Source organism: Kitasatospora sp. NPDC051702, assembly GCF_040681575.1.
Taxonomy (GTDB): Bacteria; Actinomycetota; Actinomycetes; order Streptomycetales; family Streptomycetaceae; genus Kitasatospora.
In genome coordinates, this window is sequence record NZ_JBFAZB010000084.1 from 1 (window position 1) to 20,551 (window position 20,551).

Here is a 20,551-nt window from a genome sequence, read left to right on the forward strand (position 1 = left end):
GGGAGTCCATGCGGAGCATCGGCGACTGACGAGAAGCCGGCGAGGTGCGTGCCCCGGCGGCGACCGCCTGGCGTGATCCGAAAGACACGCCCTAGCCGGCCAGGCGGTGGGCGAGGGCGCCCAGGTAGCGGTGGACGGTGGCGTCCTCGCCGGTCAGGTAGTGCGAGACCGCCCGGTACACGGGCCGGCGGACCTCGCCGCGCTCGGTGACGGTCAGCGAGCAGCCCCGGCCGGCCGGGGTCAGCTCGTACGTCCAGGTCCCGCCGTAGGGCAGGTCGGGGTCGGCGATGCCGGTCACCAGGCGGTGCGGGGCCTCGCTCGCCACCACCTCGTACGTGGTGTGCCCGTGCCGGTCGTACTCGCGCCAGCGGGCCCGGCCGCCGGCCGCGGCGGGCAGCCGTTCCACGTGGGTGAGGCCGGGACGCCAGGCCGGGTAGAGGTCGATGTCGGTGAGCACCTGCCACACCGCGCCGGGCGGCTGGGCCAGCTCCAGCCCGCCCTCGGTGACGTGCTCCACCGGCAGTCGCCGGCCGGCCCGGTCCGCCGCCAGCACCGCGGCCGCGACGGCCGCCACCGCGCCGCCCGCACCGATCCACAGCCATCGGTTCATCGGTCCGGCCCCTTCCGCCCGCGCCGCCCGCCCCCCGTCCGCCAGCCCCCGTCCGTCCATCATCCCGCCACCGGGCCCGCGGGGCGCGCCGTCGCGCCGGGTGGCCGCCCGGCGACCGTCCGCGCCCGCCCCGGAGTGCTGACGGGCCGTCAGTGGAGGCGGTCCGGATATCCGCTGGATCGCGGCGGTCCGCTCCCCCAGACTGTCCCGGTGCCCGGCCGCGGTGCGCATCAAAGCCCGTAGGCTGGGCAGGTAGGGACCATGGAGCGAGGCGTTCCATGGGTGACGAGAGGTTCGACAGTCGGCAGCCGACCCGTCGGCGCCCCGGCAGGCCAGCCGAGGCGGCGCCGGTCCGACCGCCGACCGGAGGGAGACGCTGGGTGATCGAGCTGGAAGATGTTCCCGAGTTGATCGACCCGGTGATGGTCTGCGCCTTCGAGGGCTGGAACGACGCGGGCGACGCCGCCTCCGCGGCTCTGGCCCATCTCGACGAGACCTGGGGCGGCAAGGTGTTCGCCGCCCTGGACGCGGAGGACTACTACGACTTCCAGGTCAACCGGCCCACGGTCTGGCTGGACGGCGGGGTGCGCCGGATCACCTGGCCCACCACCCGGCTCTCGGTCGTCCGGGTCACCGAGCCGACCACCCGGGACGTCGTCCTGGTCCGCGGCATCGAGCCGAGCATGCGCTGGCGCTCGTTCTGCAACGAGCTGCTCGGCTTCGCGCACGAGCTGGGCGTCGAGCTGGTGGTGATCCTGGGCGCCCTGCTCGGCGACACCCCGCACAGCCGCCCGGTACCGGTCAGCGGGGTCACCTCCGACCCGGAGCTGGCCCGCCGGCTGGACCTGGAGGAGAGCCGCTACGAGGGCCCGACCGGGATCGTCGGGGTGCTGCAGGAGGCCTGCACGCACGCCGGGGTGCCGGCCGTGACGCTCTGGGCGGCGGTGCCGCACTACGTCGCGCAGCCGCCGAACCCCAAGGCGACGCTGGCGCTGATCAACAAGCTGGAGGACCTGCTGGACCTGCGCATCCCGCCGGGCGAGCTCGGCGAGGACGCCCGCGCCTGGCAGCTGGGCGTGGACCAGCTGGCCGCCGAGGACAGCGAGGTGGCCGAGTACGTCCAGCAGCTGGAGGAGGCGCAGGACACCGCGGAGCTGCCGGAGGCGTCCGGCGACGCGATCGCCCGCGAGTTCGAGCGTTACCTGCGGCGCCGGGAGAACGTCGGCCCGACCGGCGAGAAGCCGGTGGCCGGGCACGCCACGGCGGAGCGGCCGGCCGCCGAGCCGGAGGCGCCGGGCCCGGCCCGGGAGAGCCAGGACGGCGCCGAGGAGGAGTAGGCCCTCCCCCGCCCGCACACGCCGAAGGGGCGTCAGGACACCTGGTCCTGACGCCCCTTCGGCGTGTGCGCCGGAGCGGCTAGAGCGCGACGCCGAGCAGCGCGTCCACCGCCCGGGAGACCAGACCGGGCGCGCCGGTGTCCGTCCCGCCGTCGGCCTCCTGCGCGGCGGCCCAGCGGTCGACGGCCGCCAGGGCGGCGGGCGCGTCCAGGTCGTCGGCGAGCGCCGTGCGCACCTCGGCGAGCAGCTGCTCGGCCGCCGGGCCGTCCGGCCGGGAGACGGCGGCCCGCCAGCGGCCGAGGCGCTCGACGGCCTCGTCCAGGGTGGCCTTGGTCCACTCCCAGTCCTCGCGGTAGTGGTGCGAGAGCAGGGCCAGGCGGATCGCCGCCGGGTCGACGCCCTCGCGGCGCAGGGCCGAGACGAAGACCAGGTTGCCGCGGGACTTGGACATCTTGTGGCCGTCGAGGGCGACCATCCCGGCGTGCACGTACGCCTTGGCGTACGGGTGGGCGCCGGTGGCGACGTGGGCGTGCGAGGCGCCCATCTCGTGGTGCGGGAAGGAGAGGTCGCTGCCGCCGCCCTGGATGTCGAAGGACATGCCGAGGTACTGCAGCGCGATGGCGACGCACTCGATGTGCCAGCCGGGCCGGCCGTGGCCGAGCTCGGTGTCCCACGCGGGCTCGCCCGGGCGGGCGGCGAGCCAGAGCAGGGCGTCCAGCGGGTTGCGCTTGCCGGGGCGGTCCGGGTCGCCGCCGCGCTCGGCGAAGACCGGGCGCATGGCGTCCCGGTCGAGGCCGGAGACCTCGCCGAAGTGCGGGTCGGCGTCGACGGAGAAGTAGATGTCGCCGTCCACGCGGTAGGCGGCGCCGTCGGCGAGCAGCTTCTGGACCAGCGGGACGATCCACGGGATCGACTCGACGGCGCCGATGTAGTGGGCCGGCGGCAGCAGGCGCAGGGCGGTCATGTCCTCGCGGAACAGGGCCGTCTCGCGCTCGGCCAGTGCGGTCCAGTCCTGCCCGGTGGCGACGGCGCGCTCCAGCAGCGGGTCGTCCACGTCGGTGACGTTCTGGACGTAGAGGACGTCGTGACCGGCGTCCTTCCACACGCGCTGCGCCAGGTCGAAGGCGTTGTAGGTGGCGGCGTGGCCCATGTGGGTCGCGTCGTAGGGGGTGATGCCGCAGACGTAGATCCGGGCGGTGCCGTCCTGCGGCACGACCTCGCGGACCTTGCCCGCTGCGGTGTCGAAGATACGGAGGGGGAGCCCCTGACCAGGCAGGGCGGGAACCTCGGAGGCGGGCCAGGCATGCATGGGATCGACTTTAACCTTGCGAACATTTGAAAGCCTAACCAGTACGCAAGATCGACTGGATTCGCTTCCTTTCGTTGCCTGACCGCCTCGCGACTGGTACGGGACCGGTCCTGACGGTTTCCGGGCGGTTTCCGGGCGCGGGTGAGCGCCCGGCCGGCCCTGCCGCCGACCGGGCGCCCGGCACCCCGGGGGACGCGGCCGGAGCCGCTACGACCGCTGCCAGAGGGCCGGCACGTTCGGCGGCTCCCAGCCGGCCATGGCGGTGTGCGCCTGGAGGCAGACGTAGGAGACGCCGGAGTAGGTGACGCGGTCGCCCGCCCGGTACGCCGTCCCGGCCCGCCAGCTGCCGCTCGGCGGCGTGGTCGGCGTTCCGGTGGGCGTGCCGGTGGGCGTCGCCGTCGGGGTCGGGCTCGGCGTGCCCGGGGTCTGCGGCACGTCGAGGACGAAGTCGTAGCTGCCCTCGCGGACCGGACCGTTCTGACGGACGTTCATCAGCAGCCGGGCGTCGTAGATGGTGTCCGTGCTGTTGCGCGGCTCGCCCGGGAAGTACAGCTGGGTGGTGAGCACCGGGCGGCCGGGTGCCTGGAGCTTGACGTGGATGTGCCGGGTGCGGCCCGGGTAGAGGCCCGGCACGATCGTCTCCAGCTTGAAGGCGCCGTTGGCGTCGCTGAACTGGTGGCCGCGGAAGGTGTAGCCGGAGTTGTCGTAGGCGCCGTTGTCGTCCGCCTGCCAGAAGTCCAGCAGCACGCCGGGGACGGGGCGGCAGGCGCGGCCGAAGACGTAGCCGCTGACGGTCAGGCGGGTGCCGGGCCCGTCGTTGACCATGGAGCTGCGCAGCGGGGAGTTGGGCTTGAAGTAGGGCCCCTCGGTCTGCTCGACGGTGGGGGCGTCGCCGTCGTGGCACTCGGGGGTGAGGCCGGGGGCCCGGCCGGTGCCGGCCTGCTCGCGGGCCAGTGCGACGCCGCCGCCGACGAGCAGCGGGGCGGCCCCGAGCGCGGCGGCGGCCTTCAGTACGGTCTTGCGGCTGATCATGCCGTCGGGGCTGGGCATGCGCCCTCTCCTTCGGGTGGGGGAACGGGAGGTGGGGGGCGGCCCTTGCCATGGTGGGGGCATGACAAGGGCCTGACCGGCAGCCCGTCCGCGCGCGCCGGACCGGCCACCGGTGGCCACGGGAAAAACTACGGGCCGTCCGGCGACGCCGCGATGGACGAGATCCGGGGATCGTGGTGATTTCCGTCGACCCGGGCCCGGAACTCCCCCGGCGTCATCCCGGTCTCCCGCCGGAAGAAGCGGCAGAAGTACGCCGGGTCCGCGAAGCCGGCCTCCTTGGCCACCTGCCGGATGGTCAGGTCCGTGCAGGCCAGCAGCCGCTTGGCCTCCAGGGTCTGCTGGCGCCGGATCAGCCCGCCCGGGGTGCGGCCGGTGGCCTGCTTGACCAGGGTCTGCAGGTGGCCGGGCGAGACGCCGAGCTCCTGGGCGATCGAGGCGACCGAGTGCCGCACCCCGCCCGGCCCGGCGATCAACCGGGTGAACGCGGTGGCCAGTTCGGCCGGCCGGCCGGGCGGGGACGGCCGGTCGCCCGGCTCGGCGGCCCGCAGTGCCCGGACGATCAGGATGTGCAGGCTGGCCCGCAGCACGCCCGGGTAGCCCGGCGGCCTGGACCGGTACTCCTGCTCCATGTCGGCGAGCAACGCGCCGATCGGACCGGCCTGTTCACCGAGCCCGATCGCCGGGCGGGCGGCCAGCGCGCGCAGCCCGGCGAGGTCCTGCGCGTTGCCCAGCAGGAAGTCCTCGTTGAACAGGACGACCCGGCCGGTGAGTTCGTCCGCGTCCGCCCAGTAGTGCACCTGGCCGGGCGTGATCACGCACAACTGCGGCGGCGCCAGCGACCGGTGGACCAGGTCCAGGACGTGGGCGCCGCGGCCGCCGGTGACGTGCACGATCTCGTGGAAGGAGTGCCGGTGCGGGAAGCCCGCCCGGGAGAGCGGGCCGATCGTGTCGAAACTGCCGATGGCGAACGGGAGCAGGTGCGGCAGCGGGACCTGTAAGCGGTGCAGCGGCAGGTCCGGCGTGGCACGGGGAGTGGGGGTGGTCCGTCGCGCGTCCATCGGAGCAGTGTGCGGCCGGTTCGCGGACAGGTCCAGACCATCCGCCGGGCGGCCGCTCCGCGGGGCCGGCAGACCCCTACACGGGCGGCCAGGGGATGGCCGGCCAGTCCTCCGAGGGCAGCGGATGGCGGCCGGAGCGGCGCAATCCGGCCACCCTGGCGCGGGTCGCCTCCAGTTCGGCCCCGGTCAGGTGCGGGGCCAGGCGCTCGCCCAGCTCGCCGTCCAGCCCCTCGGCCAGGGCGGCCAGCACCTCCAGCGCCTCGGCGGGCAGCCGGTCGCCCGCCCAGCCCCAGAGCAGGGTGCGCAGCTTGCCCTCGGTGTTGAAGGTGACGCCGTGGTCGATGCCGTAGACCCGGCCGTCGGCCGCCGGGATCAGGTGGCCGCCCTTGCGGTCGGCGTTGTTGAGCACCGCGTCCAGCACGGCCAGCCGGCGCAGCCGCCGGTCGTCGTGGTGCACCAGCAGCGCGGTGCGGCCCCCGCCGACCTCGGCCTGCACGATCGGCAGCCAGCCCTCCTCCGGCCCGCGCGGGTCCTGCAGGGCCAGCAGCGGCTCGGCCTGCGGATCCGGCTCGACCCACAGCTGCACCATGCCGGGCCCGTGCGGCCCGTCGCGCAGGACGGTCGGCGGGACCAGCGCCCAGCCGGTCGCCGCGGACACCTCGTAGGCGGCGACCTCGCGGCCGGCCAGCGTGCCGTCCGGGAAGTCCCAGAGCGGGCGCTCGCCGGCCACCGGCTTGTAGACCGCCTGGGCGCTCAGCGCGCCGAGCGCGACGGTGCAGTACAGGGCGGCGTTGGAGGCCTCGGTGAGCCGCCCGTGCACCGTCAGCCCGCCCTCGCGCAGCAGCTCCAGGGCGGTGGGCACGTCGGCGGCGAGGGCGGCGGCGGCCGCCGGGTCGGCCTGCGGCGGGGTCTCGGTGTTCAGCGCCGGTAGCCGTTCGCGCGCGGGCACAGGTGGCCCTCCGGGTCGAGCGGCAGGTTGCAGAACGGGCAGGGCTTGCGCCCGGCCGCGACCAGGTCCAGCGCCCGCTTGGCGAACACCCGGGCCATCGCGCCGGTCAGCCGGACCCGCAGCATGTCCGGGCCGTTGTCGTCGTCCTCGAAGACCGCCTCGGCGCCGTCCTCGTCCTCCTCCTCGTCGATCAGCGCCTGCGCCTCGACGACCAGGCAGCCGTCCGCGCTGTCCCAGGCCAGGGCCATCGTGCCGACCCGGAACTCCTGCTCCAGCGGGAGGTCCAGCGGGGCGGTGTCGAGCAGGTCCTGCGGGGCGGTCGCCGGGATGGCGACGTCCCCGCCGCTGCGCCGCAGGGCCTCGTCCAGGACCTCCTCGATCCGCTCGGCGAGCGCCGCCACCTGGGTCTTCTCCAGCAGCACGCTGGTGATCCGGCCCCGGGCGCTGGCCTGCAGGTAGAACGCCCTGGCGCCGGGCTGGCCGACGGTGCCGGCCACGAACCGTTCGGGCTGGTCGTAGAAGTAGACCTGACGGGTCACGCTCTCGCTCCGGATCGTGTCGGTCGTGGGGATCACAGGGATCGTCGGGAGGTCACCGGGACCGGTGGGAGGTCACGGGGCGGGCAGCCGTTCGGCGGCCCTGCCGGGGACCCGCCTCGCGGTGGGGCCCGTAAGTCACCCTACGACCTCCGGGGCCCGGCGGGGGAGCCGAGCCGGGCCGGGGCGCCCTGCGGGAGCAGCGCCGGTCGGACCGCACGCGGGACGGCACCCGCCGCCCCCGGCGGTGTCGTTGACGGCGTCAGGCGGTGCCGCCGACCACCGCGTCCCCGGCCGGGGCGGCCGGCCCGGGGCCGTGCTTCGGCGCGAGGGAGGCGAGGTCGCCGGTGTCGCCCATCCTCAGCACGAAGGGCCGGTGCGCGGTGTAGCGGATCGCGGTGACGGAGCAGGGCTCGACGCTGATCCGCTGGAAGTGGTCCAGGTGCAGACCGAGCGCGTCGGCCACCACCGCCTTGATGACGTCCCCGTGCGAGCAGGCCAGCCAGACGGCGTCCTCGCCGTGCTCGGCGGCGATCTTCCCGTTCCACTCCCGGACGGCGCTCACCGTGCGGTGGCTCAGCTCGCGCAGCGACTCCCCGCCGGGGAAGGCCGCGGCGGCCGCGTGGTCCTGCACGGTGCGCCAGAGCGGCTCCTCGGCCAGCTCGGACAGCGGCCGGCCGGTCCACTCGCCGTAGTGGCACTCGCCCAGGCGCTCGTCCTCGGTGGGCGGGCCCAGTTCGGGCCGGGCCGCCAGCAGCGGCTCCAGGGTCTGCCGGCAGCGCTCCAGCGGGCTGCTCACGGCCTGCACGAGCGGGACGCCGGCGAGCCGGCCGGCCAGCGCGGCGGCCTGCGCGCGCCCGGTGTCGTCGAGCTCCACCCCCGGAGTCCAACCGGCCAGGATTCCGGCGGTGTTCGCGGTCGAGCGGCCGTGGCGGACGAGCAGCAGGGTGGGCATGGGCCTTAGCCTACGGCCTCCGGGCCCGGGCGTGGCCGGTGGGACCGGGCCCGTTCCGCCCCGGCCGGGTGCGCCCGGTGGGCCCGATCCGGTCCTGGTCCGTGCCCTCCGGCCGTCCCCGCGTCACAATGGCCCGCATGATCGTCCATTGCGCCAGTTACCACGACGGCCGCCGGATCGAGGGCCCCGACGACCTCGCGGGTGCGCTCGCCGCCGCACGGGCGGCCGGTCCTGGCGGTTTCGTCTGGATAGGCCTGTTCGAGCCCACCGCCGAGGAACTCGACCACGTCGGGAAGGAGTTCGCGCTGCACCCGCTGGCCGTCGAGGACGCGGTCAGCGCCCACCAGCGGCCCAAGGTCGAGGCCTACCAGGGCTCCCTGTTCGTCACCCTCAAGACGCTCGGCTACCACCCCGGCGCGCACGCGGTGACCAGCGGCGAGGTGATGGTCTTCCTCGGCACGGACTTCGTGATGACCGTCCGGCACGGCGAGGACACCCCGCTGTCCGGCCTGCGGGCGCGGCTGGAGCGGGAGCCCGACCTGCTGCGGCTGGGGCCGAGCACCGTGCTGCACTCGGTCTGCGACACCGTGGTGGACGACTACGTGGACGTCGCCGGCGCGCTGCAGGGCGACCTGGACGAGCTGGAGGCGGACATCTTCTCCCCCGGCCGGACCGGCCGGGACACCGCCGGCCGGATCTACGGGTACAAGCGGCAGGTGATGACCGTCCGCCGCGCCACCGGGCCGCTGCTGGAACCGACCCTGCGACTGGCCCGCGGCGGCGAGCCCCACGTCCACCCGGAGACGCTGCCCTACCTGCGGGACGTCGCCGACCACCTGGCCCGGGTGAACGACCAGGTGGACGGCATGGACCGGCTGCTGTCCGACATCCTCAACGCCAACCTGGCGCAGGTCAGCGTGCAACAGAACAACGACATGCGGAAGATCTCGGCCTGGGCGGCGCTGGCCGCCGTCCCGACGATGATCGCCGGCATCTACGGGATGAACTTCGACGACATGCCGGAGCTCCGCCAGCCCTGGGGCTACCCGGCGGTGCTGGCCCTGATGGTGGTCGTCTGCGTGGTGCTGCACCGGGTGTTCAAGCGGCACGACTGGCTGTAGGCCCCGCCGGGGGCGCGCCCTCGGCCGGAGGCCCCGTCCGGGACCCGCCCTGCCGACCGCCCCCCGGGGGGGCGCGGCCCGGCGGCCGGCGGGCCGGCCGCCGGGCCGCGCACCGGTCACGCCAGGCCGGCGCGCTCCAGCGCCTCGACTCCGGTGCGCAGCGCCAGGATCCGCTCCTCCAGCGTGAACCCGGACGGTGCCAGGGTGAGCGTGGTGACGCCGGCGTCGGCGTAGACCCGCATCCGGTCGGCGATCCGGGCGGTGTCGCCGATCAGCGAGGTGGCGTCGATCAGGTCGTGCGGCACCGCGGCCGCGGCACCCGCGTAGTCCCTGGCCAGGTACTTCTCCTGGACCTCGTCGGCGGCCTGCTCGTAGCCCATCCGCCGGGCGAGCTGGTTGTAGAAGTTCTTCTCCTTGCTGCCCATGCCGCCGATGTACAGGGCGGCGTAGGAGCGCAGGGAGTCGACGCCGGCCTTGATGTCCTCGCCGACCGCGATGTTGACCGTCGGGCAGAGGTCGAAGCCGTCCAGGGTCAGCCCGGCCTTGGCGCGGCCGGCCCGCAGCGGGTCCAGCGAGAGCGCGGCGTGCTCGGGCGAGAAGAAGATGCCGAGCCAGCCGTCGGCCAGCTCGCCGGTCTGCTCCAGGTTCTTCGGGCCGATCGCGGCGATGTACAGCGGGATGTGCTCGCGCACCGGGTGCACGGTGAGCTTGATCGGCTTGCCGGGGCCGCCGGGCAGCGGCAGCGTCCAGTGCTCGCCCTCGTGGACCAGGCGCTCGCGGGACATCGCCTTGCGGATGATCTCCACGTACTCGCGGGTACGGGCCAGCGGCTTGTCGAACTTCACGCCGTACCAGCCCTCGGAGACCTGCGGGCCGGAGACGCCGAGACCGAGCCGGAACCGGCCGCCGGACAGGGTGTCCAGGGTCGCGGCGGTCATCGCGGTCATCGCGGGGGTGCGGGCCGGGATCTGGAAGATGGCCGAGCCGACGTCGATCCGCTCGGTCTTCGCGGCGACGAAGCTCAGCACGGTCGCGGCGTCCGAGCCGTACGCCTCGGCCGCCCAGCAGACCGAGTAGCCGAGCCGGTCCGCCTCCCGGGCCACCTCGACGTTGTCGGCGTCCATGCCGAGCCCCCAGTAGCCGAGGTTGATTCCGAGTCGCATGTGGCGGACCTTCCAGTCGGTAGGGGTTGGTGGCGAGGGTAACCGTGCACGCGCCGGTCATGCTACTGGCCGGTAGTGGTGGTCTGGGTCACACCGCGGGCCCTCCCCGCGAGCCCCGGCGGCGGTGATCGTTCTGCGGGTCTGCACCCCAGCCCGTGCACCGGCCGCTACGCTCAGCCGACGTGGGGACCGCTCTCCCCACCTGCGCGTTCACAGGGCTACCGGCGCTCCCGGTGCCACGGCCAGTGGAGGGCCCGTCCGATGGAACAGCGTCACCTCGGCCGTACCGGTCTGCGGGTCTCCCGGCTCGGCCTCGGCACCATGACCTGGGGCCGCGACACCGACGAGCACGAGGCCGCGGAACAGCTCAAGGAGTTCGTCGACGCCGGCGGCACCCTGCTCGACACCGCCGACGTGTACGCCGACGGCGGGGCCGAGTACCTGATCTCCCGGCTCACCGACAACCTCGTCCCCCGCTCCGACCTCGTCATCGCCACCAAGGCCGGCAGCGTCCCCGAGTCCGCCCGCCGCTTCGACGGCTCCCGCGGGCACCTGCTCGCCGCGCTGGACGCCTCGCTGCACCGGCTCGGCACCGACTACGTCGACCTCTGGCAGGTGCACTCCTTCGACCCCTCGACCCCCACCGAGGAGACGCTCGGCGCCCTCGACATCGCTGTCACCTCGGGACGCGCCCGGTACGTCGGCGTCTGCGACTTCAGCGGCTGGCAGCTCGCCAAGGCCGCCACCTGGCAGCACGCCCGGCACGGCCGGACCCCGCTGGCCGGGGCGCAGCTGGAGTACTCGCTGCTGCAGCGCGGCATCGAGCGCGAGGCGCTGCCCGCCGCGCTGGACGCCGGGGTCGGGCTGCTCGCCGCCTCTCCCCTCGGGCGCGGGGTGCTCACCGGCAAGTACCGGCACGGCGTGCCGCAGGACTCCCGCGGCGCCTCGCCCTACCTGTCCGGATTCGTCCAGCCCTACCTCGGCGAGCGCTCGCGGCGGATCGTCGACGCCGTCGCCACCGCCGCGGACGGGCTCGCCAGCAGCCCGCTCGCGGTCGCCCTCGCCTGGGTCCGGGACCGTCCCGGGGTGGCCAGCGCGCTGATCGGGGCCCGGACCGTGGCACAGCTGCAGGCGGCGCTGTCGGTGGAGGCCCTTACGCTTCCGGGTGAGATCCGTGGTGCGCTGGACGACATCTCGTCACCGGTGCACCGCTACCCGGACCAGGGGTGGAGCGAGCTCTAGCCCTCGTCGAGCAGAACACGCAGTGGAGTGACCTTTGGAGCGGACGATGAGTGACACGGAGAACGGCGCTCCGGAGGAGACCACGGGACGATCGGGCGACGCGGGCGGCCCGGCAGGCCCGACGGCCGCGGAGGGCCCGGACCGGGCCGCCGCGATCGCCGAGCTGGCCCAGCGCATCCGCAGCGTCGGGCCGCAGGCCACCGCGCCCGGGGGCGAGGACGCCCCGCCCGCCGCCGCACCGTCGCCGGCCCCCGCGGGGCCGTCCGCACAGCCCGACCGGCAGCGCGCGCAGGCCCTGCGGGACACCGCCGGGGTGCTGGCCGCCGGCGGCGCCCCGACGGACCTCGCGGCCGCCGCCGTGGCCGAGTTCGGCGACGGCGCCGCCGAACAGCTGCGCAGCGACCCGTGGTCGGTACTGGCCCTGCCCGGCGTCCGCCCCGAGCACGCGGACGGCTTCGCCCGCGGCCTGCTCGGCCCGGCCGCCGGCCCCGGGGACCCTCGCCGCGCCCAGGCGCTGGTGCCCTGGCTGCTGGAGCAGTCCGCGCTGCGCGGCCACTCCGCGGTGGAGATCGCCGAGGTCGCGGCCGGGCTCGAGCGCCACCGGCTGCCCGACTCGGCCGAGGCGATCCAGGCCGCCGTGCTGGACGGGCGCGCGATGGCGTTCCAGGAGGAGCTGACCGGCCCCGGGGCGCACGCGGCGGGCGGCGACGAGGACGAGGAGCCGCCGACCCGGACGCTGCTCGCCCTGGAGCGGCTGGCGCTGGCCGAGGAGAGCCTCGCGGACGGGCTGGTCCGGCTGATGTCCACCTTCGTGCCGGGCGAGGACGCGGAGCCCGGCGCCGAGGACGACGCAGGCCCGGCCGACGCGGACGGGGCCGCCGGGGCGGCCGACGCCGAGGGCCCGGAAGGGGGCACGGGCCCAGAGGGCTCCGAGGGCTCCGAGGACTCCGAGGGCACCGAGACCTCCGCGGGCACCACCGAGGAGGGCACCGCGGGGCCGGCCGTCACCCCCGCCGCCCCCGGCCCGGCCGCGTGGGCCGCCGCCGCCGAGGCCGCGCCCTCCTCCTCCGCGACCGCACTGATCCGGGCCGTCGCCGACAGCGCGCTGGTGCTGCACACCGGCGGCGAGGCCGCCCGGGCCGAACCCGCCGCCCTGCTGGCCGCCGCCCGCGGGCTCGGCCTGCGGGTCTGGGCCGCCACCTGGACCGACCAGGGCCGGGACTCCCTCGCCGCGCTCGCCGACGGGAGCACCGAACCGCCCGCACCCGTGGTCACCCTCGGCGAGCTGCTCTCCGGCACCGCCGGCCCCGGCCGCTCCCCGGACGGCACGCTCGCCCTGGACGTCCTGGTCGTCCTCGACGCCCCGCTGCTGGACGTCGAACTGGCCGCCACCGTCCTGGAGTCGCTCGCCGACGGCACCCGACTGGTGCTCAGCGGCGACCCGGGCCAGCTGTGGTCCGCCGGCCCCGGCCGGTTCTTCGCGGACCTGCTGGCCGCCAAGGCCTGCCCGGCGGTCGCCTCCCGCACCCCGGACTTCGGCCCGATCGGCGAACTGGTCTCCGGCGTCGGCATCGGCGAGCTCCAGCCGGTCGAGGCGCCGGACAAGGAGGTGGTCATCCTGACCGCCAAGGACGGCGGCGAGGCCGTCCACCGCGCCGTCCAGCTGCTCACCGACTCCATCCCGCGCGCCCTCGGCATCCCCGCCGAACAGGTCGTGCTGCTCACCCCCGGCCACGGCGGGCCGGCCGGCACCCGGGCGCTGAACGCCGCCGCCAAGGCCCGGCTCAACCCGGGCCCCGGCCGGTTCGGCGGCTTCGACCCGGGCGACCGCGTGGTCGACTCGCCCGCCCCCGGCCTCAGCCGCCCGGCCCGGGTGCTGGACGGCGACGCCACCGGCCTGCACCTGGAGTACGCGGACGGCTCGCACCGGACGGTGCCGCCCGCCGAGGCCAGCCGGCTGCGGCACGGCTGGGCGCTGACCGTCCACCAGGCGCTCGGCCGCCGCTGGCCGGGAGCGGTCGTGGTGATCCCGGAGGACGCCGCGCCGGTGCTGACCCGGCAGTGGGTCTACACCGCCTTCGGCCGCGGCGAGCGGCACCTGTCCGTGGTGCACGCCGCGGGCCCGGCGCTCGTGCAGGCCGTCGCCGAGCGCCCGGCGCAGCCGCGCACCACCCGGCTGCGGGCGATCCTCGCCGAGAACGCGGCCGCGGAGTACTGAGCGGCCCGGGGGCACCGGGGGTGGGCGCAGCGGAGTGCGGGGCGCCCCGCCCCCGGTGCCCCCGGAACGCGCGGCGGGCGGGTCCACGCACCGTGGGCCCGCCCGCCGTTGTCCGGCCGCTCAGTCGTCGAGGTCCTCGTCGTCGTAGACCTCGCTCACGTCGAACCGGCAGATCAGCAGCTGCGGGTCGGCGTGCTCGAAGGGCTCCGGCAGCCACTCCCCCGGTTCGGTCGGCTCCGCGGCCGCGACCCAGAGCGTCGAGTCCGCCTCCTCCAGCCCGAACTCCTCGCTGCGGGCGGCGATCTCGTCCGGCTCGTACTCGCCGAACAGCACGCCGATCGCGGCGTTCATCCCGCCGCTGCCGCCGCCGCCCGGGGTCAGCGACTCGTCGAGCCGCTCGGCCTGGGCGCGCAGCCGCTTGGGGTCGGCGATGTGGTAGTCGCGGCGGATCAGCACGCTGATCGCTTCGGGCTGTTCGGGGCCGTGGTAGCCGCCCGGGCCCTCGTCCCCGGGGATCTCGAAGGGGGTGACCTCGTCGTAGACCTCGTAGAGGAGTTGGTCGTAGGCGATGGCCGCCGTCGCGAGCTGCTCGTAGGCGGCGGACACAGCGGGATCATCCGCTGCGCTGGGGCTTGACACCGCTTCCAGATGACGGTCGATGGCGGCCTTGACCGCCTCGGCGGCGGCGCGTACCTCGGCAATGGTGGGCTGCGCGGCATCAGACATGGTGCAGACGCTATCTCCCCGCGGCGCCGGTACGCACAGCGGTTGTCACCTACACCCTCGATTTCACCGCAACTTCCCCCCTGATGTCCGATCCAGGTGGTTCTGTCCCCGCGCACCAGCGGCGCAGAGGGCGTGCGGCGGGGCCGGCGAGGCCGTTCGAGTGCCGCTTCACGCGCCGGGATCGGGGGTATCCCGTCCCCAGGAACAACGGAACTGATGCCCTGTCAGTCGAGCGGGGTCCGGCCCGGCCGGGAGGTCGGCCGGAAATACCCCGCCGGCTGTCCGGGGCAGGTCGTAGGCTTGCGTCCAGGTGATCCCCAGGAGGAGCGTCTTGACCCCACCGAAGCCGGTCCGGCAGCCGGAGTACGAGTACCAGTCGCTGCGCATGCCGCGCGGCACCACGCGCAACGCCGCGCGCCAGCTACTCACCGAGCACGCCGAGTACGGGCACTGGGAACTCGACCGGTTGCGGTTGTTCCCCGACGGCAGCCGGACGGTGCGGCTGCGGCGGCGGATCATCCGGCAGGTCCGGAGCTGGTGACGCCGTGACGTCCGCACGCTGAACGCCCGCCCGCCCGCGGCCCACCGGTGGTCCGGTGGCCGCGGGCGCGCGGTGTCCCGCGTGCGGGCCCGGCGGGTGCGGTCCGCCGGGCCCGGCGGGGCGGTCGAGCGGGTGGCTCAGCGGGCGCCGGCGCGGGCGCGGCGGTAGAGCACGCCGCCGCCGAGGAGCAGGGCGAGCCCGGCGGCACCGAGCAGTTCGACGTCACCGGCGCCGGTGGAGGCCAGCTGGCCTCCCGTGGCGGTGCCGGGGGCGGCGGCCGCCGGGGAGGCGGTGCGGTCCGCGGCCGGGACGGCCTGGCCGCTCGGGCCGGCGCCGTTGGCCACCGGCGCGGCGGCCGGGGTCGACGGGGTGACGGTGCCGCCGGAGGGGCCGCCGTTGCGCGAGCCGCCCGGGGTGGTCTCGCCACCGGTCTGCGGCGGAGTCGAGGGCGGGGTGCTCGGCGGGGTGGACGGGCCGTGCTCCTCGGGGCAGTCGTCGGTCGGCTTCGGCTTGGGCTTCGGTGCCGGGGAGTGCTGCGCGACCGACCCGCACTCGTTGCCGAAGGCGGGGTTGGCGGCGCCGACCACGTCGACGGAGTTGCCGCAGGCGTTGACCGGGACGTGCACGGGGGCCTGGATGCTGTTGCCGGAGGCCACACCGGGCGAGTGGGCGGCAGCCCCGGAGGCGGACGCACCCGAGGCGGAGGAGCCCCGGCCAGAGCCGGCGCCGCCGGGCTGGGCGGCGTCGTGGTGACCGCTGACGTTGGCGCAGCGGTTGCCGTAGGACGGGTTGAGCGCGCCGATCACGTCCACGGTGTTTCCGCAGGCGTTGATCGGCACCTCGACCGGCACCTGCACCGAGTTGCCGGAGGCGACGCCGGGAGAGCCGGCGGCACCCCCCTGGGCCTCGGCGCCCGCGTAGGCGTAGCCGGCGGTCGAGGCCAGGACACTGCCGGTGGCCACGGCCGTGAGGATCCCCTTCTTGGCTACATTCCTCATCTTTTCCCCTGACGTATCGAGCGTATCGAGAACGACGCGATGACCTTGGCGCAAACATCGTCGGAAAGTCGGAATTTCGGTATATCCGGCAAGGTCTTCGACTGCACAGGAGTTAACGAGAGGAGAACGGCGAGGTTGAGCCGAACGAACCATCTTCACCCGATCGAGCGATAGAACCCCATTCGGCGCCCAAACCCGGTTCACCCGGACGGGTTCGCCCGAACGGGCGGACCCGCACCCGCCCGGCCCCGGCGCGCGAACGGCCCCCGGGGGCGGCGCGTCCGCCGCCCCCGGGGGCCGGATGGGTCGTGCTCGACGAGCCTCGGCGGCTCGGAGCGCGACTAGAAGTTGGCGCAGTGGTTGCCGAACGCCGGGTTCAGCACGCCGATCACGCTGACGGTGTTGCCGCACAGGTTGACCGGGATGTGCACCGGGATCTGGATCTGGTTGCCGGCGACGACACCCGGGGAGCCGGCGGCCACACCCTCGGCGGCGGCACCGCCGTGAGCGGACGCGACACCGGCGGCGGCGATCACCAGGCCACCGGTGGCGGCGGCGACGGCGGCGATCTTCTTGACCTTCATCATTCCTCCTGTGTGGACAACGCAACCCGTTCGGCGGGCTGCACAGGGATGAACGACGGTGTGGCAAACGGGGTACGGAACAGATTTGCCATTCACTCGCAACGGTGAATGCTCGCACAGTCAATCGACCTGAATTCCCTTGCAGAATCGTTCCTGTCGATCTCCTGCGTCCATCCCACAATCATGAGCTCGGACAATGCGGACGGCCCGCCCCCGGCACCCCGGGAACGGGTCGTCCACCACCCCCGGCCGACCGGGGGCAGCCGCTCAGCAGGCGTCGAGGAACCGGTCCAGCACCCGGACGCCGAACTTCAGGCCGTCCACCGGCACCCGCTCGTCCACACCGTGGAACATCCCGGCGAAGTCCAGCTCCGGCGGCAGCTGCAGCGGCGCGAAACCGAAGCAGCGGATGCCGAGGTCCTGGAACGACTTGGCGTCCGTCCCGCCCGACAGGCAGTACGGCACCGCGCGGGCGATCGGGTCCTCGGCCCGCAGCGCCGTCTGCATCGCCTCCACCAGCGCGCCGTCGAAGCTCGTCTCGATCGCCCGGTCCGAGTGCAGGCTCTCCCGCTTCACCCGCGGGCCCAGCACGCTGTCCAGCTCGGCCAGGAACTCCTCCTCGTAGCCGGGCAGGAAGCGGCCGTCCACGTGCGCGGTGGCCTGGCCGGGGATCACGTTCACCTTGTACCCGGCGCCGAGCATGGTCGGCTGGGCGGTGTTGCGCAGCGTGGTGCCGATCATCTTGGCGATGCCGCCGAGCACCCGCAGCGTCTCGTCCATGTTCTCCGGGTCCAGCTCGACCCCGAGCGCGTCCGACAGCTCGTCCAGGAAGGCCCGCACGGTCTTGGTGATCCGCAGCGGGAACTTGTGCCGCCCGAGCCGGGCGACCGCCTCGCACAGCTCGGTGATCGCGTTGTCGTCGTTCTCCATCGAACCGTGCCCGGCCCGGCCCTCGACCGTCAGGCGCATCCAGTGCATGCCCTTCTCGGCCGTCTCCACCAGGTAGAGCCGCACCTGGTCGTTGACCGTGAAGGAGAAGCCGCCGACCTCGCCGATGCCCTCGGTCACGCCCTCGAACAGCTCCGGGTGCTTGTCCACCAGGAACCGCGCGCCGTAGGTGCCACCGGCCTCCTCGTCCGCGACGAAGGCCAGCACCAGGTCCCGCGGGGGCTTGCGCCCGGTGCGCAGCCGGTCGCGGACCACCGCGAGGGTCATCGCGTCCATGTCCTTCATGTCCACCGCGCCGCGGCCCCAGACGCAGCCGTCCGCGATCTCCCCGCCGAACGGGTCGTACGTCCAGTCCGCGGCGTTGGCCGGCACCACGTCGGTGTGGCCGTGGATCAGCAGACCCGGGCGGGAGCGGTCCTCGCCCTCGATCCGCACCACCGTCGAGGCCCGCCCCTTGGCCGACTCGAAGATCTGCGGCTCCAGCCCGAACTCGGCGAGCTGCTCGGCCACGTACTCGGCCGCCTTCCGCTCGCCCGGGCCGGAGCCGTCCCCGTAGTTGCTGGTGTCGATCCGGATCAGATCGCGACAGATCCCGGCGACCTCCGACTCAGCCGTCACCTTCGGCGCCGCCGACTCGCTCCGCTCGCTCACGGTCACTCCTCGTCTCTGGCCCGCACCGGCACACCAGCGCGCCACCCCGGGACCTGCACCCGGGACGTACGAGCACGTCCGCCCATCCTCTCCCAGCCCCCCAGCCGGATCCACCCCCCGCACGGCCCCGAAACCCCCTGGTCACGCCCCCGCCACAGGCACCCCCTTGCCCCCGCCACCAGCCCCGCTCCGCCGCCCGGGGCCGTTTTGGGAGCTCAAGCCGATCTTTGCTACAGTTACATCTGTCAGCGCGACGGACGAGAGATCGGAAGGCGCGAGGGCGACACCCGGTCCGGGTGGCGGAATGGCAGACGCGCTAGCTTGAGGTGCTAGTGCCCTTTATCGGGCGTGGGGGTTCAAGTCCCCCCTCGGACACCGAAGATGCGGGTCAGGAGAAATCCTGGCCCGCATTTCGCGTTGGTGCGGCGGATCAGCGGGCCGGGGTGGCGGCCAGGGCGCCGGGGGCGCGCCGCGTGGCCGCCCGGGACGAGGTTCCCGGCCGCGAAGACGCCCGTCATCACGGCGACGACGGCGAACCGGCCGCGCACCGGGCCGCGGGCGGTTGCCCCGGGGGCGGCCCTGTCCGAGGCCGGGCGGCTCGTCCGGCCCGGGTCCACCGCCGGTCCGGGGTCCGATGCGGGGTCCGGTCCGGGGGAACGCGGCGTCCGCGGTGCGGCCCGCCGCCCCGGCGCCCCCGCGGTCCGCCGGACGCGCGCTACGGCCGGCCGCTGGTCTGGCGGTGGCTGCCGGGGTGCGGGACGGATGCCGGGACGGTGTGCCCGGTGTGGTCGTCGGTGTGCCAGGACTGGGACTGGAAGGCGAGGAAGACGGCGCACCACCGCCGCTCGGCGGGCAGGTGGATGAGCAGGGCGCCGTCCTGGTAGACGCCGTCGTCGGCCTTGAAGCGGCCGGCGTTGCCCTGGTTCATGTGCACGTCGTGCACGCCGTTGCCGGGCAGGAAGCCGAACACCTTGTCCGGGACCGCGGGTTCGGGGCCGAAGCGCTGCCCGAAGACGTAGAGCGCGGCCGCCGGGTCGGCGATCGCGCGCTGGACCTGGCGGTCGAGCAGGTCGGCGAGGTCGTTGTCGGGGCCGGGGAGGTCGGGCGGCAGGACGCGCATCGTCGCGGGGTCGAAGAGGCGGCTGCGGACGTAGTCCAGGCTCGCCGTGCCGGGGCGGGACGGGAGCGGGTTCCAGCCGCTGCCGGCCGGCGGGAGGAGGGCGGTGACGGGGTGCCGGAAGTCCTCGAAGACCAGGTAGCGCAGGTCGGCGGGGGCCTGCTGGGAGAGGACGTTGACGGCGGCGCGGTAGTCGGTGCCGTGCTGGTCGCGCAGGTGGATCTGGTAGTGCGGGGTGTCGGTGGCGCCCTCGCGGCGCCGGTCGACGGCGGTGGCGGCGAGCACGCCGTAGGCACGGATCGGCATGGGTGGTGGTCCTCGGTTCGCGGGCTCGGGTTCTCGGCCCCGGCGGGCGTCCGGCCCTCCGGTCCTCGCACCCGTTATCGCGCACCGCGGGCTCCGGGTTCCGCCGAATCGACAGCTGTTCATCTGCCGTCCCCCGAACGGGGTTTCCCGTCACGGGACCTTGACGAGGACCGGCGCCCGGGCGACCCCCGGAGCGCCCCGCGCTCAGACCCGGCGGACGTCGCCGAGCGCGCTCTCGATGCCCTGGACCATCCGCCACAGCGGCGCCCGGCGGCTGGCGACCAGCACCACCACGTCGTCCGCCGCGGAACCGTCGGAACCGTCGCGGGCGGCGCCGTCCGGGCCGGCCTCCGCGGGCCGGTCGTTCCAGGTGCCGGTGACGAAGGCCATCGCCGCGTCCACCTCGCCCACCCAGTCGCTCTCCCCGCCCGAGCGCAGCCAGGTGCGCAGGGCGTGGTTGTGCGCGGCGACCACGGCGGCGGCGATCACGTCGGCGCGCAGCGGCCCGTCCGGCCGGTCGGCGAAGCGGTCCCTCAGGTAGGCCGCGAGGGTGTGCTCGTAGCGCCAGACCACCGACAGCTCGTACGCCCGCAGGCCGGGCACCTTGCGGGTGAGGCGGTAGCGCTGGACGGAGAAGGAGGGCTGCTCGGCGTACATCCGCAGGACGAGGCGGGCGGCGTCGCAGGCGTGCTTGACCGGGTCCTCCTCGCCGGAGCCGGACTCCAGGAACTCCGTCATCTCGGCGAGGCTGCGCTCGTGGTCCGGGAAGACCACGTCCTCCTTGGCCGGGAAGTAGCGGAAGAAGGAGCGGCGGCCGACCCCGGCGAGCGAGACGATGTCGTCCACGGTGGTCTGCTCGAAGCCGCGTTCCAGGAAGAGCTCGAAGGCCGCGGCGACGAGTGCCTCGCGCATCGCCGGCTTGGCGGGCCCGTCGTTCATGGGCAGGTCCTGTTCTTCCTTCTCGCTCATGCCCGGAACATAGCATCGGCCCCGAACGGCCGGCCGGAGCCCGACCGGCCGTCCGGGACGCCTCGGAGGGGTGCGTTACGGCAGGTTGCGGGCCATGACGATGCGCTGGACCTGGTTGGTGCCCTCGTAGATCTGCGTGATCTTCGCGTCCCGCATCATCCGC

20 protein-coding genes and 1 tRNA gene are annotated in these 20,551 nt (G+C 74.7%); 6 read left to right on the forward strand and 15 right to left on the reverse strand.

Annotated elements, in window-relative coordinates:
• Positions 1-91 precede the first annotated feature (91 nt).
• Positions 92-610 (reverse strand): SRPBCC family protein, encoded by a 519-nt coding sequence (locus AB0N04_RS37710; RefSeq protein WP_360223438.1) that lies wholly within the window; start codon positions 608-610, stop codon positions 92-94.
• A 380-nt stretch (positions 611-990) separates the two neighbouring features.
• On the opposite strand from AB0N04_RS37710, the gene AB0N04_RS37715 reads away from it, so the two are divergent.
• Positions 991-1,947: a PAC2 family protein gene (locus tag AB0N04_RS37715; protein WP_360223435.1), complete on the forward strand. Its 957-nt coding sequence runs from the start codon at positions 991-993 to the stop codon at positions 1,945-1,947.
• Between the two features lie 79 nt (positions 1,948-2,026).
• On the opposite strand, the gene mshC is transcribed toward AB0N04_RS37715, so the two are convergent.
• The 6 genes from mshC to AB0N04_RS37745 all read right to left on the reverse strand — a co-directional run bounded on the left by mshC (position 2,027) and on the right by AB0N04_RS37745 (position 7,804).
• Entirely contained in the window at positions 2,027-3,256 is a 1,230-nt protein-coding gene (gene mshC / locus AB0N04_RS37720; protein ID WP_360223225.1) for a cysteine--1-D-myo-inosityl 2-amino-2-deoxy-alpha-D-glucopyranoside ligase, read from the reverse strand.
• 207 nt (positions 3,257-3,463) lie between these two features.
• Entirely contained in the window at positions 3,464-4,306 is an 843-nt protein-coding gene (locus AB0N04_RS37725) for a carbohydrate-binding protein (RefSeq protein ID WP_360223228.1), read from the reverse strand.
• A gap of 128 nt (positions 4,307-4,434) precedes the next feature.
• The gene (locus AB0N04_RS37730) at positions 4,435-5,364 is read right to left on the reverse strand and encodes an AraC family transcriptional regulator (protein ID WP_360223231.1); all 930 of its coding nucleotides are present in this window, start codon (positions 5,362-5,364) and stop codon (positions 4,435-4,437) included.
• A gap of 76 nt (positions 5,365-5,440) precedes the next feature.
• Positions 5,441-6,226: an SCO1664 family protein gene (locus AB0N04_RS37735; RefSeq protein ID WP_360223246.1), complete on the reverse strand. Its 786-nt coding sequence runs from the start codon at positions 6,224-6,226 to the stop codon at positions 5,441-5,443.
• Positions 6,227-6,282: 56 nt separating this feature from the next.
• Positions 6,283-6,852 (reverse strand): DUF3090 domain-containing protein, encoded by a 570-nt coding sequence (locus tag AB0N04_RS37740; RefSeq protein WP_360223234.1) that lies wholly within the window; start codon positions 6,850-6,852, stop codon positions 6,283-6,285.
• A gap of 259 nt (positions 6,853-7,111) precedes the next feature.
• Positions 7,112-7,804 carry an MSMEG_4193 family putative phosphomutase gene (locus AB0N04_RS37745; RefSeq protein WP_360223237.1) on the reverse strand — a complete coding sequence of 231 codons (693 nt, stop codon included), beginning with the start codon at positions 7,802-7,804 and terminating at the stop codon, positions 7,112-7,114.
• A 128-nt stretch (positions 7,805-7,932) separates the two neighbouring features.
• Between AB0N04_RS37745 and AB0N04_RS37750 the strand changes: the two genes are divergently transcribed.
• Positions 7,933-8,925: a magnesium and cobalt transport protein CorA gene (locus AB0N04_RS37750; RefSeq protein WP_360223240.1), complete on the forward strand. Its 993-nt coding sequence runs from the start codon at positions 7,933-7,935 to the stop codon at positions 8,923-8,925.
• 116 nt (positions 8,926-9,041) lie between these two features.
• Here AB0N04_RS37750 and AB0N04_RS37755 read toward each other — a convergent pair whose 3' ends face one another.
• The gene (locus tag AB0N04_RS37755; RefSeq protein ID WP_360222987.1) at positions 9,042-10,088 is read right to left on the reverse strand and encodes an LLM class F420-dependent oxidoreductase; all 1,047 of its coding nucleotides are present in this window, start codon (positions 10,086-10,088) and stop codon (positions 9,042-9,044) included.
• 261 nt (positions 10,089-10,349) lie between these two features.
• Here AB0N04_RS37755 and AB0N04_RS37760 point away from each other — a divergent pair, with 261 nt between their 5' ends.
• Positions 10,350-11,330: an aldo/keto reductase gene (locus tag AB0N04_RS37760; RefSeq protein WP_360222990.1), complete on the forward strand. Its 981-nt coding sequence runs from the start codon at positions 10,350-10,352 to the stop codon at positions 11,328-11,330.
• A gap of 46 nt (positions 11,331-11,376) precedes the next feature.
• Positions 11,377-13,548 (forward strand): helix-hairpin-helix domain-containing protein, encoded by a 2,172-nt coding sequence (locus tag AB0N04_RS37765; RefSeq protein ID WP_360222993.1) that lies wholly within the window; start codon positions 11,377-11,379, stop codon positions 13,546-13,548.
• A 120-nt stretch (positions 13,549-13,668) separates the two neighbouring features.
• Here AB0N04_RS37765 and AB0N04_RS37770 read toward each other — a convergent pair whose 3' ends face one another.
• Positions 13,669-14,274 (reverse strand): hypothetical protein, encoded by a 606-nt coding sequence (locus AB0N04_RS37770; protein ID WP_360222996.1) that lies wholly within the window; start codon positions 14,272-14,274, stop codon positions 13,669-13,671.
• A gap of 331 nt (positions 14,275-14,605) precedes the next feature.
• Between AB0N04_RS37770 and AB0N04_RS37775 the strand changes: the two genes are divergently transcribed.
• Entirely contained in the window at positions 14,606-14,815 is a 210-nt protein-coding gene (locus AB0N04_RS37775; protein WP_280681853.1) for a DUF5703 family protein, read from the forward strand.
• Positions 14,816-14,952: 137 nt separating this feature from the next.
• Here the strand turns inward: AB0N04_RS37775 and AB0N04_RS37780 are convergent, their stop codons facing one another.
• The 3 genes from AB0N04_RS37780 to AB0N04_RS37790 form a co-directional block, all read right to left on the reverse strand.
• On the reverse strand, positions 14,953-15,777 hold the full coding sequence (locus AB0N04_RS37780; RefSeq protein ID WP_360222999.1) for a chaplin: 825 nt from the start codon (positions 15,775-15,777) through the stop codon (positions 14,953-14,955).
• 377 nt (positions 15,778-16,154) lie between these two features.
• Positions 16,155-16,400: a chaplin gene (locus AB0N04_RS37785; RefSeq protein WP_360223002.1), complete on the reverse strand. Its 246-nt coding sequence runs from the start codon at positions 16,398-16,400 to the stop codon at positions 16,155-16,157.
• A gap of 264 nt (positions 16,401-16,664) precedes the next feature.
• Entirely contained in the window at positions 16,665-17,996 is a 1,332-nt protein-coding gene (locus AB0N04_RS37790) for a M20/M25/M40 family metallo-hydrolase (RefSeq protein WP_360223005.1), read from the reverse strand.
• A 290-nt stretch (positions 17,997-18,286) separates the two neighbouring features.
• Between AB0N04_RS37790 and AB0N04_RS37795 the strand changes: the two genes are divergently transcribed.
• Positions 18,287-18,371, forward strand: a tRNA-Leu gene (locus AB0N04_RS37795).
• A 340-nt stretch (positions 18,372-18,711) separates the two neighbouring features.
• Here AB0N04_RS37795 and AB0N04_RS37800 read toward each other — a convergent pair.
• The 3 genes from AB0N04_RS37800 to AB0N04_RS37810 form a co-directional block, all read right to left on the reverse strand.
• Positions 18,712-19,419 carry a YukJ family protein gene (locus AB0N04_RS37800; protein ID WP_360223008.1) on the reverse strand — a complete coding sequence of 236 codons (708 nt, stop codon included), beginning with the start codon at positions 19,417-19,419 and terminating at the stop codon, positions 18,712-18,714.
• Between the two features lie 204 nt (positions 19,420-19,623).
• Positions 19,624-20,331 carry a TetR family transcriptional regulator gene (locus AB0N04_RS37805; protein WP_360223011.1) on the reverse strand — a complete coding sequence of 236 codons (708 nt, stop codon included), beginning with the start codon at positions 20,329-20,331 and terminating at the stop codon, positions 19,624-19,626.
• Positions 20,332-20,463: 132 nt separating this feature from the next.
• On the reverse strand, positions 20,464-20,551 hold an 88-nt coding region (locus AB0N04_RS37810), incomplete at its 5' end, for an acyl-CoA dehydrogenase family protein (protein ID WP_157846636.1).

Coding starts and splice junctions, on each gene's coding strand:
- AB0N04_RS37770 (WP_360222996.1), bottom strand. CDS start 14,274: ATGTCTGATGCCGCGCAGCCCACCATTGCCGAGGTACGCGCCGCCGCC.
- AB0N04_RS37725 (WP_360223228.1), bottom strand. CDS start 4,306: ATGCCCAGCCCCGACGGCATGATCAGCCGCAAGACCGTACTGAAGGCC.
- AB0N04_RS37755 (WP_360222987.1), bottom strand. CDS start 10,088: ATGCGACTCGGAATCAACCTCGGCTACTGGGGGCTCGGCATGGACGCC.
- AB0N04_RS37785 (WP_360223002.1), bottom strand. CDS start 16,400: ATGATGAAGGTCAAGAAGATCGCCGCCGTCGCCGCCGCCACCGGTGGC.
- mshC (WP_360223225.1), bottom strand. CDS start 3,256: ATGCATGCCTGGCCCGCCTCCGAGGTTCCCGCCCTGCCTGGTCAGGGG.
- AB0N04_RS37805 (WP_360223011.1), bottom strand. CDS start 20,331: ATGCGCGAGGCACTCGTCGCCGCGGCCTTCGAGCTCTTCCTGGAACGC.
- AB0N04_RS37760 (WP_360222990.1), top strand. CDS start 10,350: ATGGAACAGCGTCACCTCGGCCGTACCGGTCTGCGGGTCTCCCGGCTC.
- AB0N04_RS37800 (WP_360223008.1), bottom strand. CDS start 19,419: ATGCCGATCCGTGCCTACGGCGTGCTCGCCGCCACCGCCGTCGACCGG.
- AB0N04_RS37750 (WP_360223240.1), top strand. CDS start 7,933: ATGGCCCGCATGATCGTCCATTGCGCCAGTTACCACGACGGCCGCCGG.
- AB0N04_RS37765 (WP_360222993.1), top strand. CDS start 11,377: ATGAGTGACACGGAGAACGGCGCTCCGGAGGAGACCACGGGACGATCG.
- AB0N04_RS37730 (WP_360223231.1), bottom strand. CDS start 5,364: ATGGACGCGCGACGGACCACCCCCACTCCCCGTGCCACGCCGGACCTG.
- AB0N04_RS37745 (WP_360223237.1), bottom strand. CDS start 7,804: ATGCCCACCCTGCTGCTCGTCCGCCACGGCCGCTCGACCGCGAACACC.
- AB0N04_RS37710 (WP_360223438.1), bottom strand. CDS start 610: ATGAACCGATGGCTGTGGATCGGTGCGGGCGGCGCGGTGGCGGCCGTC.